10 protein-coding genes are annotated in these 12,507 nt (G+C 64.6%); 2 read left to right on the top strand and 8 right to left on the bottom strand.

Translation table 11 applies throughout. The features are described 5' to 3' along the window. Positions 1-53 precede the first annotated feature (53 nt). The 4 genes from CA984_RS21535 to CA984_RS21520 all read right to left on the bottom strand — a co-directional run bounded on the left by CA984_RS21535 (position 54) and on the right by CA984_RS21520 (position 6,995). Positions 54-2,582: a GmrSD restriction endonuclease domain-containing protein gene (locus CA984_RS21535; protein ID WP_165781350.1), complete on the bottom strand. Its 2,529-nt coding sequence runs from the start codon at positions 2,580-2,582 to the stop codon at positions 54-56. A gap of 198 nt (positions 2,583-2,780) precedes the next feature. Then, entirely contained in the window at positions 2,781-4,001 is a 1,221-nt protein-coding gene (locus tag CA984_RS21530) for an McrC family protein (RefSeq protein WP_133061735.1), read from the bottom strand. Next, positions 3,998-6,088 carry an AAA family ATPase gene (locus CA984_RS21525; protein ID WP_086575153.1) on the bottom strand — a complete coding sequence of 697 codons (2,091 nt, stop codon included), beginning with the start codon at positions 6,086-6,088 and terminating at the stop codon, positions 3,998-4,000. The genes CA984_RS21530 and CA984_RS21525 overlap by 4 nt, the downstream gene beginning before the upstream one ends. 253 nt (positions 6,089-6,341) lie before the next feature. Further along, on the bottom strand, positions 6,342-6,995 hold the full coding sequence (locus CA984_RS21520) for a DUF433 domain-containing protein (protein ID WP_086575150.1): 654 nt from the start codon (positions 6,993-6,995) through the stop codon (positions 6,342-6,344). Between the two features lie 225 nt (positions 6,996-7,220). Between CA984_RS21520 and CA984_RS21515 the strand changes: the two genes are divergently transcribed. Next, positions 7,221-7,949 carry a CBS domain-containing protein gene (locus CA984_RS21515; protein WP_242676084.1) on the top strand — a complete coding sequence of 243 codons (729 nt, stop codon included), beginning with the start codon at positions 7,221-7,223 and terminating at the stop codon, positions 7,947-7,949. 199 nt (positions 7,950-8,148) lie between these two features. Beyond that, positions 8,149-10,035 (top strand): DUF2075 domain-containing protein, encoded by a 1,887-nt coding sequence (locus CA984_RS21510; protein WP_086575146.1) that lies wholly within the window; start codon positions 8,149-8,151, stop codon positions 10,033-10,035. An 85-nt stretch (positions 10,036-10,120) separates the two neighbouring features. On the opposite strand, the gene CA984_RS45530 is transcribed toward CA984_RS21510, so the two are convergent. The 4 genes from CA984_RS45530 to CA984_RS21495 all read right to left on the bottom strand — a co-directional run bounded on the left by CA984_RS45530 (position 10,121) and on the right by CA984_RS21495 (position 12,415). Next, positions 10,121-10,537: a hypothetical protein gene (locus CA984_RS45530; protein WP_133061734.1), complete on the bottom strand. Its 417-nt coding sequence runs from the start codon at positions 10,535-10,537 to the stop codon at positions 10,121-10,123. 161 nt (positions 10,538-10,698) lie between these two features. Then, complete coding sequence (locus CA984_RS21505) at positions 10,699-11,070, bottom strand: type II toxin-antitoxin system PemK/MazF family toxin (RefSeq protein ID WP_086575144.1); 372 nt, start codon at positions 11,068-11,070, stop codon at positions 10,699-10,701. Beyond that, on the bottom strand, positions 11,067-11,711 hold the full coding sequence (locus CA984_RS21500) for a hypothetical protein (RefSeq protein ID WP_133061733.1): 645 nt from the start codon (positions 11,709-11,711) through the stop codon (positions 11,067-11,069). Before CA984_RS21500 ends, CA984_RS21505 begins: the two co-directional genes overlap by 4 nt. 245 nt (positions 11,712-11,956) lie before the next feature. Next, positions 11,957-12,415, bottom strand: coding sequence for an ATP-binding protein (locus CA984_RS21495; RefSeq protein ID WP_086575140.1), 459 nt, complete (start codon positions 12,413-12,415; stop codon positions 11,957-11,959). Positions 12,416-12,507 lie beyond the last annotated feature (92 nt).

Below are 12,507 nucleotides of genomic sequence, written 5' to 3'. Positions count from 1 at the left end.
GGGGCGGCCGATCGGACAACCACGACGCCGTTCGGGATCGACAGCCTTACCTCTCAGGTCGTCGATGGGCCGCCATCGGTTTTCATCTGGGCGGCGCACCAGTCGAGGCAGGCGACTGCCACGTCCCAGACGGCTTCGTCCACCATCAGATCGATCTCGAAGGAGGGATAGAGCTCCAGCTTGGCCGAGGGCAGTTCCACGCCTGGGGCCTCGTTGAACCGCCTGCGCAGCTCGTCACGGAGAATGGGATCGTTGAACGGGGCGCGCTTCTTGAGCGTCCCGAACGGCACCTCCACCGTCGTGGCATAGAAGCGGACCATGGCCAGGGTCTCACCGCCATGCTTGACGAAGGGCGCGCAGGAGGCACCCGCCGACCGACCGAACTGCACCTCACCGCCACGGCCGCGCCACCAGTCCAGCAGCCGGGAGACAGCACCGGCCGCCTGCGGTCCACGTGCGTCGCCCAACTGCTGGAAGAAGCGCTTCTCGTGTTCGCCGACGTCGGCGTGATCGTCGTCGGCCGCAAGTTCCACCTCGCTGAGGTTCAGCGCGCCGGGAAGATCCAGCAACTCGGCCAGCTCCCGTGCCGAGATCCGCTGGCCGGGGTCGGCACGGTCGGCGTCGTCGAGTTTGATGCCCTCGGCGCGGAGAACCTGATGAATATCGCGGTCGTCTTCTTCGTCCAGCCACCGGAACCCCTTGGAAACCTGCCCCGTCACGGTCAGCACCCGATGGGCGTTGAATACCTGTGACGTGGAAAGGTGAGCGCCGACCGGCACGGCGTGCGAACCGATCAACTCGGCCAGATCTCCATAGGTCGTCCAGGTGCCCGCAGGTAGTGCCGCGAGGGCGGCGTGAAGCTGCGTCCAGTCCCGGGACGGACCGACCGGGCCGACGTCCATCGGACTCGGCCAGATTTCGATCGCTCGTGAGGCGAGTTCGTCGGCGCGGGAGTAGATCTCAGTCTTCCCCCACCGCTCACGTTTGGCGATCTCCTGGTTCATGACCAGACCGCTGCGGCTGAGGAAGTCTCGCTTCTTGGCGAACGACATGTTGCCGAGCTCGGAGTTATAGCCGCTGAGCGTGAGGTTGCCCAGACTGTGCACCAGCTCCTTGTGGAGGCGACCGGCGTCCCCCTCGGGCGCGAGCTGATCCAGCCAGTCGGCGGTCGGACTCTGCGGAAGCACATGCTCAATGGTGATCTTCTTGTCCGAGAGCTCAACCGCTTCCTTCGCCCCGTATGACTCCTCCAACCGGCGGAGCACGAGTTTCTGCTGCGCAGTCCGGCCCTGCCAATAGAACGCCCGGCTCCGGATGTCCTCGCGGAACCGTTCATCGGACGACCAGTACAGCCGAGCCGGCGAGAGCCCGGCCCGTAGAGTGTCGGCCGGCTTCTCATCGGTCAGTTCCCGGGTCATCCGCATGAAGATCTTGTTGAGGCTGCCGGTGGCGACTCCCCCGATGAGACGGCGGACCAGGAAGCTCTCGATATAGCGTTGCGCCTCCACGATCTCGTCATCAGTGGCGTCGCCGCTGTCGCGAAGCTCCAGCAGGCGCATGATGACCGGGTAGGCGGTGTTTCCCTTCCACTCGTTGAGGAAGCGCAGGCGCGCGTCGATCTCCGTTTTGCCGCTGGGTTCAAGGATTTGGTGAAGGTATCGAGCGCGGCGAGCAAGGTCCTTGACGTAGTTCTCGACCCGGTCCTCGACGTTCCTGTTGTCCATGGTCACGGCCCGCAGCAGCTCCTGATGACCGCGGTAGGTGTCGTTGTACTGCGCCTCGTCGCCCCGATCGAGGATCAGGGCCAGATACATCAGCTGATCCATTCCCTTGGGGCCGAGCAGCTTCTGCATCGGCAGCCAGTGAACGTCGTAGACGTACTGCCCCCTGGTCGGCAGATGCATGAAGACGTAGTTGCGGATCAGGTCGACCTGGCTGAGTCTCATTCCGGTGTTGTTGATGGACTCGAAGATCCGGAAGGCATTGTCGTCGTCCTCCACGACGATCTGCACGAGGTTCAGCCGGTTGAGGACGATGCTTTCGATGCGGGCGATGTCGTGGGGGTCCGCCGGATCGTCGACCGCCACCAGCTTGGCGCGGAAGAACTGGTAGGCGCCCGCGATCCGGCTGTCGGTGTCGCCGAACGGCTGTCCTTCGACGCAGTCCTTGAACGCCTGACGGTCCACCTGGGTCGGCAGCAGGCGGTATCTCAGATCACCGGGACTGAATTTGTTGATCAGATGGGTCTCGTTGATCCGGTCGCGGTGCAGCGGATCCTCGGCGACCTGGTGATCGCGGAGAGCGCACAGGGCCACCATCAGCGTGGTCAGCCGTTGCTGGCCGTCGACCACCAACCACTGCGACCTGCCGGGCGAGTTCTCCGGGCCGGGCGCCAGCACGACCGAGCCGAGGAAATGACTGTTGTCCTTCCCCTGCTCGATCCGGTCGGCCTGCAGCTCGATGTCGTTCCACAGCGTGGCGAGCTGCTCACGCTCCCATGAGTAGGGCCGCTGGTACAGCGGCACCAGCAACTGCTGCTCACCACCGATGAGCCCCCGCAGCGTCGTCTCGTTGGCCTTCACGCCGATCCCCTCCGGAACGTTACAACCATGAAAGATCAACGATCCTTACACAATCGGTCGCTCTACGTAAACAGAAACCCGAAAAGCGATTAAGCAATGCCCTTATTTACCAGCCCGAGAGGCGCCAGGAATGCCCTCCCGGGCGCTCAAGTGCTTCATATGCCGCGCGACGCCCACAAAAGCGACAAATGGAATTAATCACGAATAAGAAGCCATCAGCTCATGGTCGTCATCGGTTCGAACGATTGATTCCGCAAGCCGTTCGATGGCGTCAAGCAGGTCGGCCGGAGGCAGGGTCAGGTCGATCGCGTGCTGCATGATCTCGATCCCCGCACCGCGCACCACATGCCGGTACGGCTCCGCGCCTCCCTCTGCGTACACCAGATGGCCGTGATCGAGTCCGAGCACCGTGCAGTAGGCCAGCATCTGGTAGAGGTCGGCGCTGTGACCTTCAGGACCGGTTGAGATCTTGTACTTGCTGTCCACCACCGCCGCGGGGATCTCCGCCCCACCCGAGTCGATGACATAGCGCACCAGGTCAGGATTGAGCAGCACCCGCCGCCCATGATCCAGATGGTGGCGTTTGTCCTGCAGCTCACTGCGCCCGCCGTACGGCCGGAGCGCCTCCGTCAGGGCAACGGTCACGAAGTCCTCGAAGACCCGCCACATCTCCACCAGCAGGCCGTTCACACGGACAGCCGTACCGTCGTCGAGTTCGTAGGAGGCTCCGCGGAGAACAAGCTCAGCCAGCCCGAGCGCGGTGTGATAGCGCGTGTTGATCCGGCTGGGGCGCCACACCGGCAACGGCCGCCCCGGCACCAGGGCGGTGACCCCCGCCAGTCTGGCGATGACGTGCCGCAGCGTCCTGCGGGTCTGTACGGCAACGCCTGGCAGACGCAGCAACCGCGACGACGCGGCCAGGAGCAGCCGGTTCTCGGCGATGTCGACGGTGTAGTCGTCGTAGCGGACCTCGACCGGGAGGGGCAGGCCGTACCGGCGGCGGATCTGGTCGGCCTCCCGAATCCGGCCTCGGACGACCGGCAGGGCTTCCTCCATCTCCAGGTAGCCCTGCAGCACTCCCTGCCGGAGAGCTCGATCAGCGGCCAGCGCGTAGGCGTGTGCGAGCGCCGGAAGCAGTTCGGGATGGTCCCCCGCATCCACCTCCCCCTGCCGCCAGCCGCGCGGCCGGCGCGCGTATCCGAGGAGGAAGAACACCCGATCCACCGGCGTCTTCGGCGTGATCCGCACCTCGACCCCGCCGATGACCGCCGCGCCCACGTATCCGTTGTCACGGACCTTCCAGAGCCCGGCTCGCGTCCCCGGACTCACCCGTACGGCCTTCGCCGCCACCAGAGCCACCGCCTGCTCGGCCGTCAGCTCGTGTTCGACCGGTTGGCCACCCTCCGTCAGCCTGATCACGGGGTGGGTTCCTGATCGAGCCCCAGCCGTTGCCGCAGCTGGGGCAGGCCGTATCGCTTGGAGACCTCGACCCCGTCGCCGTAGTGGTGCTCCTCCAGAAGCGGGAGGATCTGGGTCCGCCAGACCCGTTCGAACCCCTTCGCGTCCTGGTAGATCCCCGCCCGCATCAGATACGAGGGGCCGATCTTGAAGTCGCGGTCCTCGATCCGGGCGTTGAGCTCCGCCAGCAGGTGAGCCGCGTCGGCCGGCAACTCCCTGCCCGCGAGCCATCGCCCCAGTACCTCCCGGGTCGGCGTCTCCTCCGGATGCAGCTCCACGAACGCGAAGCGGCGCCGCATGGCCGCGTCCACCAGCGCGATCGACCGGTCGGCGGTGTTCATCGTGCCCAGGATGATCAGGTTCTTGGGCAGGGTGAACGCCTGGCCGGTGCCCTCCGCCGAGGAGTACAGCAGGTCGACGGCCTTGTCCCGGTACTCCAGCAGGAAGTACAGCTCGCCGAAGATCTTGGCGAGGTTGCCGCGGTTGATCTCGTCGATGATCAGAACGTGCGGCTCCTCGGGATGCTGCCGCGCGGCGTCCACCAGCCGCAGCAGCGGGCCGGGGAGCGGCTTGAAGGTCACGCCCTGCCCGTCGGCGGTCTGCACCGGCCGGAAGCCCTCGAAGAAGTCCTCGTAGGAGTAGGCCGGGTGGAACTGCACGAGCTTGACGTTCTCCGGCTTCCCACCCGCCAGGAACTGCGCGAGATGCTGCGCGATGTAGGTCTTGCCGGTCCCCGGCGGCCCATAGAAGATCATCTGAGGGCGGTCGCGGAGCAGCTCCACGCATTCCTGCAGCCAGTCCTGGTCGACGAGCAACTCGTCGGCCAGCTCGGCACCGGCGTCCGGCAGCACCATCTCCCGCGTGACCGGCGGCCTCGAAGGGCCCGGCTCGATCAGCCGTTCCAGTTCCTCGACGAACTCCGTCAGGTCGAGCACGTCGTGCTGGGTGGCCAGCTTGGCCGCGATCTCGTCCGGCAGGTCGTCGGCGAAGTCGAGCGGAGCCTTCGGGTTCAACCATCTGACCGGCCGCTGCAGATTGGCCCGGTTGCTCACACTGGCCCGGAACGCCGGGCCGCCCTTGAGGTGGCCCAGGTAGACCTTTCCCCCGTCGTTGCTGAGCACCAGGTCGCCCTCGCGCATCCGCGACAGGAACGCGTGGAACTCGGCCGTCTTCTTCAGCCGGTCGTTGTAGGAGCCGTGCGCGTAGTCCACGTCCACGGCCGCCTGGATCGTCTCCTGCGCCGCACCGGGCGGCAGCTCACGGAGCTTGGAGGCGGGGAGCGAGCAGTAACCCTCGGCCAGCCAGTCACCCACCAGGTTGACCCCGTGCACATTGGACCCGCGCACCAGCCAGGCCCGCCGCGGACGCTCCGGCTCGTCATCGATCACCGGATCGTCGATCACCAGTTGGTGCAGATCGGCAGCGGAGATCCGCCGGTCCTGCGGCACCATGCCGAGCAGGGCCTCCAGCCCGTCCTCGGTGAGCAGCCCCTGCCACTCCTTCCGCAGCCGCTCGTCGGCATGCGCGTCATCGGGAAGACCACCGTCGGCATCCAGCACCCGATGCCAGCCCTCGGGCCGCTCACCTTGAAGCCACCCCACCAGCTTCGCGGCCTCAAGGCCGGTCTGCGAGGCGAGGTCTCCGGCCGCGACCCAGCTCCCCTCCGGTACGGCTTCCGCCAGCCGCTTGGCCGCCTCGAACCCCGCCTTGTTCTGCTCCCAGTAGTGGTAGCCGGCGTGGGACCCTGCGGTGAAAGACGAAACATCGGAATGGCGCTTGAGAGCGATACGGCCCAGCGGGGTCAGATACCAGCGACGATGTGCCTTGGTGACCCAGCCGGATTTGACCAGGCCACCGCTCTTCCACTGGAGAGCGAGCTCCGGCGTGTTGCTCTCCGCCCCACCGGCGTTCCACTGCTCGTCCACGCCTGGCAGCCGCTTCTTGATCAGAGGCCACATCTCGGAAACAGGTAGGCCGTCGGGATGCTCAGCCAGGACCTGGGTAGCCATGAACAGGATCTGCCGGGTGAGTTCCATCCGCGATGCCATAGCTAGAAGATCGGCCAATCCGGCCAGGTCATTACAGCGTCGGTCAGGGATTCGATAGCACTGCGGCGGCCGGTCTTCAGTCCTCGGTAGCAGCAGAGCCCCGTGTGAAAGGACTACGTCAGATCCGGCCAGTACTTGGGCGGAGCGGCAGCCGGGTCGACGACGCGCAGGCGGCGGGCCGAGGTCGGGTCGATTCCGCGCAAGGTCACCAGACAAGGGGATGAGGGCCTTGTGGAGTGGTCTGGACACAGTCTCATCCAGCAGCCACCTCACGCTGTTCCCTGAGGGGATCGTAGCTGTCAACGTAGTCAGCGAAATCAGCGGCATCCAGGGCCGCCGTAGCGGTGACACTCGGGTAGTAGTCGGAGATCCGCTCCGGCAGCACTCCATCCCGGAGCAGCGCGGCGACCTCGTCGTAGGGGATGCGGGTGCCTTCGATCACGGGAACCCCACCACGGATCGCCGGATCCACCGCCACGTGCGTGCGAGGTTGCAGTAACGGCGGGATGTGCCTGCCGTCGCGGTAGAAGGGCTGCAGGACGTCCACCATCTCGTGGATGACCACGTTGGCCTTCTTCCGCACCAGATCGACCGCCTGGTCGGGCGCGGCCAGATAGATGCTGCCGCCATCGGTGACCAATGTGTACGACGAGAGGTGGTCCCGCTCTTTCAGATCGTCGCGGAGCGTGTCGAGCGCCCGCCTGATCTTCTGCAGCGAGGTGTCGTTACGGAGCTTGACGCAGGTTCTCAGCGCCACCACGTCACGGAAGGAGTAGAGGACGGGCCGCGTGCTGGAGATCTCGGGTATCAGCACCGCGCCACGGCTCACGCTGGCCTTGCGCCAGTGCGCGAGCTGACGGAGCGTGGCGCCCGACAGCGCCGCAGCCAGCTTCGGGTCGTACGCCATCGCTTCACCCCTCGCACACGTCGTGAACCGAACCCCTGTCCCGCATCATCGCCAATCTCTCTCCGCTGGTCAGGCATTACACGGTCTTGCCGAGGCGTGGATACCACTCGCAAATGTCCTAGGTGATCGCTACGGTGTCCCCTAACACGTACGGCACGTCGGGCTTCCGCCGCGTAAGCGGTTCAAGGCCAGCCCCCAACCCCGTAGGAGTGACCTGTGCTGCCCATGAGCAGCGATGGCGGCATTGTGCTGCGCATCGAGCATCTCCCCACCTCTCGCCTGCAGAGGCTCGTCAGCGTCGCTCCAAGCGATACGCTCAAGCGCGCCAAAACCCTCTTCGCGCGGCACAAGTACCGGCAAATCCCTGTACTGACCGGCCCCTCAACCCCCGCCGGGGCCATCACCCAGGAGGCCGTCCTGTCGTTGGACATGACGGGCCGCCTGCTGACCTTGGCCTCCGTTATACGGTCGGTCAAGGTGGCGACGATGGACGAAGAAGTGAGGAAGGTGTTTCCTCACAACAGCTCCCATCGCTTCGTCCTCGTTCGCGACAGGGACGACTTGATCAGCGGCATCGTCACGCTGTCCGATGCCCACAGGGCTCGGCAGGAACTAAGTGGCCCTTACCTCCTGATCGGGGAGATCGAGCTTCGCCTTCGCAGAGTTCTCACCCTCGTCTGCCCTTCGGCTGAAGAGCTGCAAACGGCGACCGGTAAGCCTCGTGTCCAGACCGCGCATGAATTGAGCCTAGGCGACATCGAGAAGGCCCTACGCCGTGATGACTGCTGGGCCAAGCTGGGCTGGTACATCGATCAAGAGGTTTTCACAGGAGAACTCAATCTCGTCCGAAACATTCGAAACCAGTTCGCGCACTATCGCCTCCACGGTCTTCCAAAAGCAGAGACCAACCAACTCGTCGGATTCCTTGAGTGGGTAGAGGAGCTGGCCCCGTAGTGTCGATGAAGGCCGACAGCCACCGCATGCCACGAAACGGCGCCCCATACATCGTCCGGCCAGCTCACCTTGTAGGTGCGATCTCTCCTCTGGGTCATCCCTGGCGTGTAGCCTCATCTTCAGCCGGAAGGGGGCTGTCTCTGGCAGCCGTGTATCGGGTGTCCACCGAAGCCGGCCCCCGACCGTAGGAGCGTTCAGTATGTCCAACCACGGTTCTGCCGTGGTCCGCCGTCCAGCGCAGGAGCTTGCTGCGCTGGCTTCAGCAGATCATCTCGCTGTCGGTGATCTCGTGGCGACCAATCTAAAGGCTGTCCAAAGCGCGCAACCGTCGGCAAGTGCCATCAGATCATGGAACAGCGGCCTGCCGACTCTCGCCCAGGACCTGGTTGAGGCAGGGCTCGGTGATGTGGAGATGCTGATTGAATTTCAGCTACCGCTCACCAGCATGCGGGCTGACGTCGTTCTCGCAGGAGTTGACCGGCGCACCGGTGAGGATACTTATGTCATCGTTGAGCTCAAGCCATGGAGCCAGGCTAAACTATACGAAGGTGATCCAGACCTCGCGCTGCCCTTGACTGCAAGCAGAAACCCCGTATTACACCCGGTGCTTCAAGTCGACGGCTATTGCGACTATCTGGTCGACTTCGTCAGCACGTTGCAGCATCACCGCGACGCGGTTCACGGTCTCGCCTATCTGTACAACGCCAGCGATTCGGATATCGAAGATCTGTACCGCATTGCTCAAGACAGGAAATTTCGTCTGTTCAGTAAGTCTCGGCGCGGCGCCTTCCTCGACTACCTCCGAGAGCAGTTCGCCCCTCAGTCGGGTACGGATGCAGCTGACCGGCTGCTGAACAGCACTGTCCGTCCCTCCAAGCAGCTCATCAAGCTCGCCACAGAAGAGATCAGAAACCGCGAGCAGTTTGTCCTTCTAGCAGAACAGCGACTTGCCTATGAAATTGTCCTGAAGGCGGTAACTAAGGCACTCAGGTCAGATTTCAAGACGGTCGTGATCGTCACGGGTGGTCCGGGAAGCGGCAAGAGTGCCATTGCGTTGGCCCTGCTGGGTGAGCTTTCCCGACAGCGACGCAATGTCATACATGCCACAGGCTCCCACGCGCTCACCGAGACAATGCGCCGAGTCGCGGGCAAGGGTTCCGCCGGGGTGAAGAACCTCTTCAAATACTTCAACAGCTTCATGCAGGCTGAACCGAACAGTCTCGACGTGCTCATCTGCGACGAAGCTCACCGGATCCGCAGGACCTCGCAGAACCGCTACACCCCTGCCCGCCTCCGCGATAATCGTCCCCAAATCGACGAGCTGATCGACGCCGCACGGGTTCCTGTTTTCTTGTTGGACGAGCACCAGGTAGTACGGCCCGGCGAGATGGGCACCGTGGCCGAAATCAGAGACCACGCGGCGGCGCGCGGACTCCGCGTCCATGAGATTTTGCTTGACGGACAGTTCCGTGCGGGCGGCAGCGGCGCTTACGACGAGTGGGTGCTGCGGTTCCTCGGCCTTCACGATGGCCCCCCTGAAGCGTGGAAAGGCGATGACCTGTTTACGGTGTCCCTAGCTGAATCACCGCACAGGCTCGAAACCCTCTTGCGCGCCAAGCAGAAAGAGGGGTACTCGGCGCGCATAACAGCTGGCCTCTGCTGGCCCTGGAGCGACCCTCGCGTGGACGGCACTCTCGTCCGCGACGTCCAGATCGGCGACTGGTCCTTCCCTTGGAGCGTCAAGGGAAATCGGGCAGTGGGTGAGGCCCCAGCCAGCGCTCTGTGGGCGACACAGGAAGGCGGCTTCGAACAGGTGGGCTTCGTTTACAACGCTCAGGGCTTCGAGTACGACTGGAACGGCGTCATCATCGGCCCTGACTTGGTCTACCGTGGGGGCAAGCTAACGACCGTTCGATCAGCCAGCAAAGATCCCTCTCTTACTCGTGGAATCACTGATCAACAAGTCAGCCGGTTGATACGCAACACTTACAAAGTGCTGCTCACCCGCGGCATGGTTGGCACCGTCATTTACTCAGTCGATCCCGCGACGCAGAATTTCCTGGCAAAGCTACTTCCTACTGTGTAGGGGTGAAATGGGAAAAGGCGCCTGAAGAACATAATGCCGCCGACGTTCCTGGCCTACAACCTTGGCGTGGCCAAAAGTGCGGCCTTCACCATGCCTGCCAAAGCACGCCGTGACGATGGCGGAACGGATGGACGTCGAAGTCGTCGTCCACTTCGCAGGTGCCGCCGGTGGGCAGCGTATTAGCTCGTCGCCGGATTTCCAGCAGCTTTTCTCGCAGGCGCCGGCGCTCTCGGCGCTCGTCGAGGTTGGAGTCTTCCGCCACGGTCCGGCCCCGGCCGTACGCGCCCAGGTAGGAGTGGAACTCAACGCGACGCCGGACCCTCTGCGGGGAAGGGCGTCGCCCTGCGGCCCCAGCCGCTCTGAGCTCAGACGCGGAGTAGCGAAGATCGATGACGGTGACGATCCGCCAGGGGTCGGATACCACGCGATCCCGGCGGGGAGCGACGTGCAGTTTCGGGGATCGGGTGTGGTGTGCGGTACGGGACATGGTGACCTCCAGCACCGCCGGGACTCTCCCTGCGGTACTAGACGAAACCGCTCAGTCCCTCCTGTGGTTCTGGACGCATAGCCGTGATCATAGGCCGGACCCGATACGCCAACAGTGTCTTGGCAGCGTTCACGCTCGGGTCGTGGGTCGGCCCCTTGGATATGACCGTTACACCCTCAGTCGGTGAGCCCCATGTAGGCGAACAGGTTTTCCTCGATCAACAAGACGACTTGAGCCGGCAGCTGCCCCAGGTAGTCGCCGAGCTCTTCCTTGAGGAAGGGCTGAGCGCAGACCGTGCGTATCCAGCACTTGCTCGGCAGGTTGCCGACTCCCTGGGCGAGCTTGACGCAGTATTCGGTCTTGAACGTGGTGGCGGTCGACGTGGGGACGACGTATACCAGAGGCCAGGCGGCCTGCTCGTTCTTCGCGTCACCGCTGAGAACGATCACTGGCCGTTTCGGGTGGAAGTTGCGCTGGTCATTGGGGGGCATCGTCAGCGACCGGTCGGACACCAGATAGACGCCACCCTTGCGGATGGATCCCTTCACCGATCATCCAGGATCTTCGCGTTGGCTCGTCGCAGACCGTCTCTGGCCTCCAGGAACTCCGCTACGAGCGCGTCACCGACTCCTGGGTCATCCTGCTGTGGAGGCCTGGCTTCACGCCGCGATCGGAACCGCTCCCGAAGCGCCGCCACCTGTTCGCGGCGGCGCGCCCGGTTGAGATCGAGCAGCGCTCCCCGCTCGCCACCCGCCCGGGCCTCGACCATCGGAGCGGTCTCATAGGAGAGATCCTTCAGGCCGGTCGCGCTCCTGCCTCCGTACAGACGGACCACGTTTCGCACGCACTCCATGTCGGCCACGTTGAGCGGATCCTCGATGTCGACGGTCAGGGAGAGCGCATGCGAGCCATCCTCCGCGCTTCGCGTGTCGCGGCGCTCCACCAGCTCGCTCTCCATCACCCACTCCTCGGCGCGGACGAGCGCGTGGTCGTAGGGGCCGTAGTCGTCCCAGCGCCAGGTGGCCCCGCTGAACTGCGTGCGCCCCGACTCGATGGCATCCAGGTCGGCGAGATAGAGAAGCTGCCCCAGCTTTGCCTTGGTGATCTCGATGTGCGTCTCGCGGGCCACCTTCAGCACCGCGAGCACGGCGCCCGCCAGGGGATTGGGCGATTGGAGAGGTCTACTCATCACCGCGCCTCCCCAGATCCGTCCCAATGCCACCGTACTCCCGTCAGTCGCTTCCAGGGGTGATCGTCTGCGGCCTGCCGTCACGAGAACGACACCGCTCGGTGAAGCAATGATTACAGTGAGCTATGACATTGTCAGTCGATCGCAGCATCAGCCCCAGCGCGACCATCAGGCGGCCGGCTCACTGCTCAGGCGATCAGAGACGTGCCTATCGGACCCCCAGATCGGGTCGTCCAAGGCGGTGATCACCCGGCCCGCTCCTCAGGAACCACTGGTGGGGCCGCCAGGGTGCACCACACGATCTTTCCGCCCGTCGCCGGCCGGTAGTAGCCCCAGTTCCTCGCGAGCAGGTCGACGAGGCAGAGGCCGCGTCCGCCCTCGTCATCCAGGTCGGGAGTTCTGAGGACGGGCGGGGTACGGCAGGCGTCCCAGACGCGCAGCACGACCGCCGCCTCGACCGGGTACAGGTCCATCCAGATGTGGTCCGGACTCGCGTGCGCCGCCGCCTCCGTGACGACGGGAGACGAGACGTGCGCCTTGATCGCGTTGGACACCAGCTCGGAGACGACGAGCTGGGCCGTCTCGATCAGGTCGCCCCGCCGCCAGCCCTCCAGCACGCGCTGGACGTGCACGCGGGCGTAGTAGGGCGAGGTCGGGAAGACGGAGAGCTCCAGGWGGTGCTTTCCGGTGGTGACGTCGGTCATCGTTCACCCGTTCCTGGTCGGCGCGTCAGGTGTCAGGGCATAGGACCGGCACCGTTCGCAGACGGGGGCGGCTGCTCTCCCCGCACGGGGGT

It is taken from the genome of Streptosporangium minutum (assembly GCF_002149035.1).
Taxonomy (GTDB): domain Bacteria; phylum Actinomycetota; class Actinomycetes; order Streptosporangiales; family Streptosporangiaceae; genus Streptosporangium; species Streptosporangium minutum.
Note: the sequence above shows the minus strand (reverse complement) of the source record. Positions and strands in the feature narration are given on the sequence as shown.

What these genes read in the sequence shown, in the direction of transcription:
- CA984_RS21515 (WP_242676084.1), top strand. Translation starts at nt 7,221, where the DNA reads ATGAGCAGCGATGGCGGCATTGTGCTGCGCATCGAGCATCTCCCCACC.
- CA984_RS21520 (WP_086575150.1), bottom strand. Translation starts at nt 6,995, where the DNA reads ATGGCGTACGACCCGAAGCTGGCTGCGGCGCTGTCGGGCGCCACGCTC.
- CA984_RS21500 (WP_133061733.1), bottom strand. Translation starts at nt 11,711, where the DNA reads ATGAGTAGACCTCTCCAATCGCCCAATCCCCTGGCGGGCGCCGTGCTC.
- CA984_RS21510 (WP_086575146.1), top strand. Translation starts at nt 8,149, where the DNA reads ATGTCCAACCACGGTTCTGCCGTGGTCCGCCGTCCAGCGCAGGAGCTT.
- CA984_RS21525 (WP_086575153.1), bottom strand. Translation starts at nt 6,088, where the DNA reads ATGGCATCGCGGATGGAACTCACCCGGCAGATCCTGTTCATGGCTACC.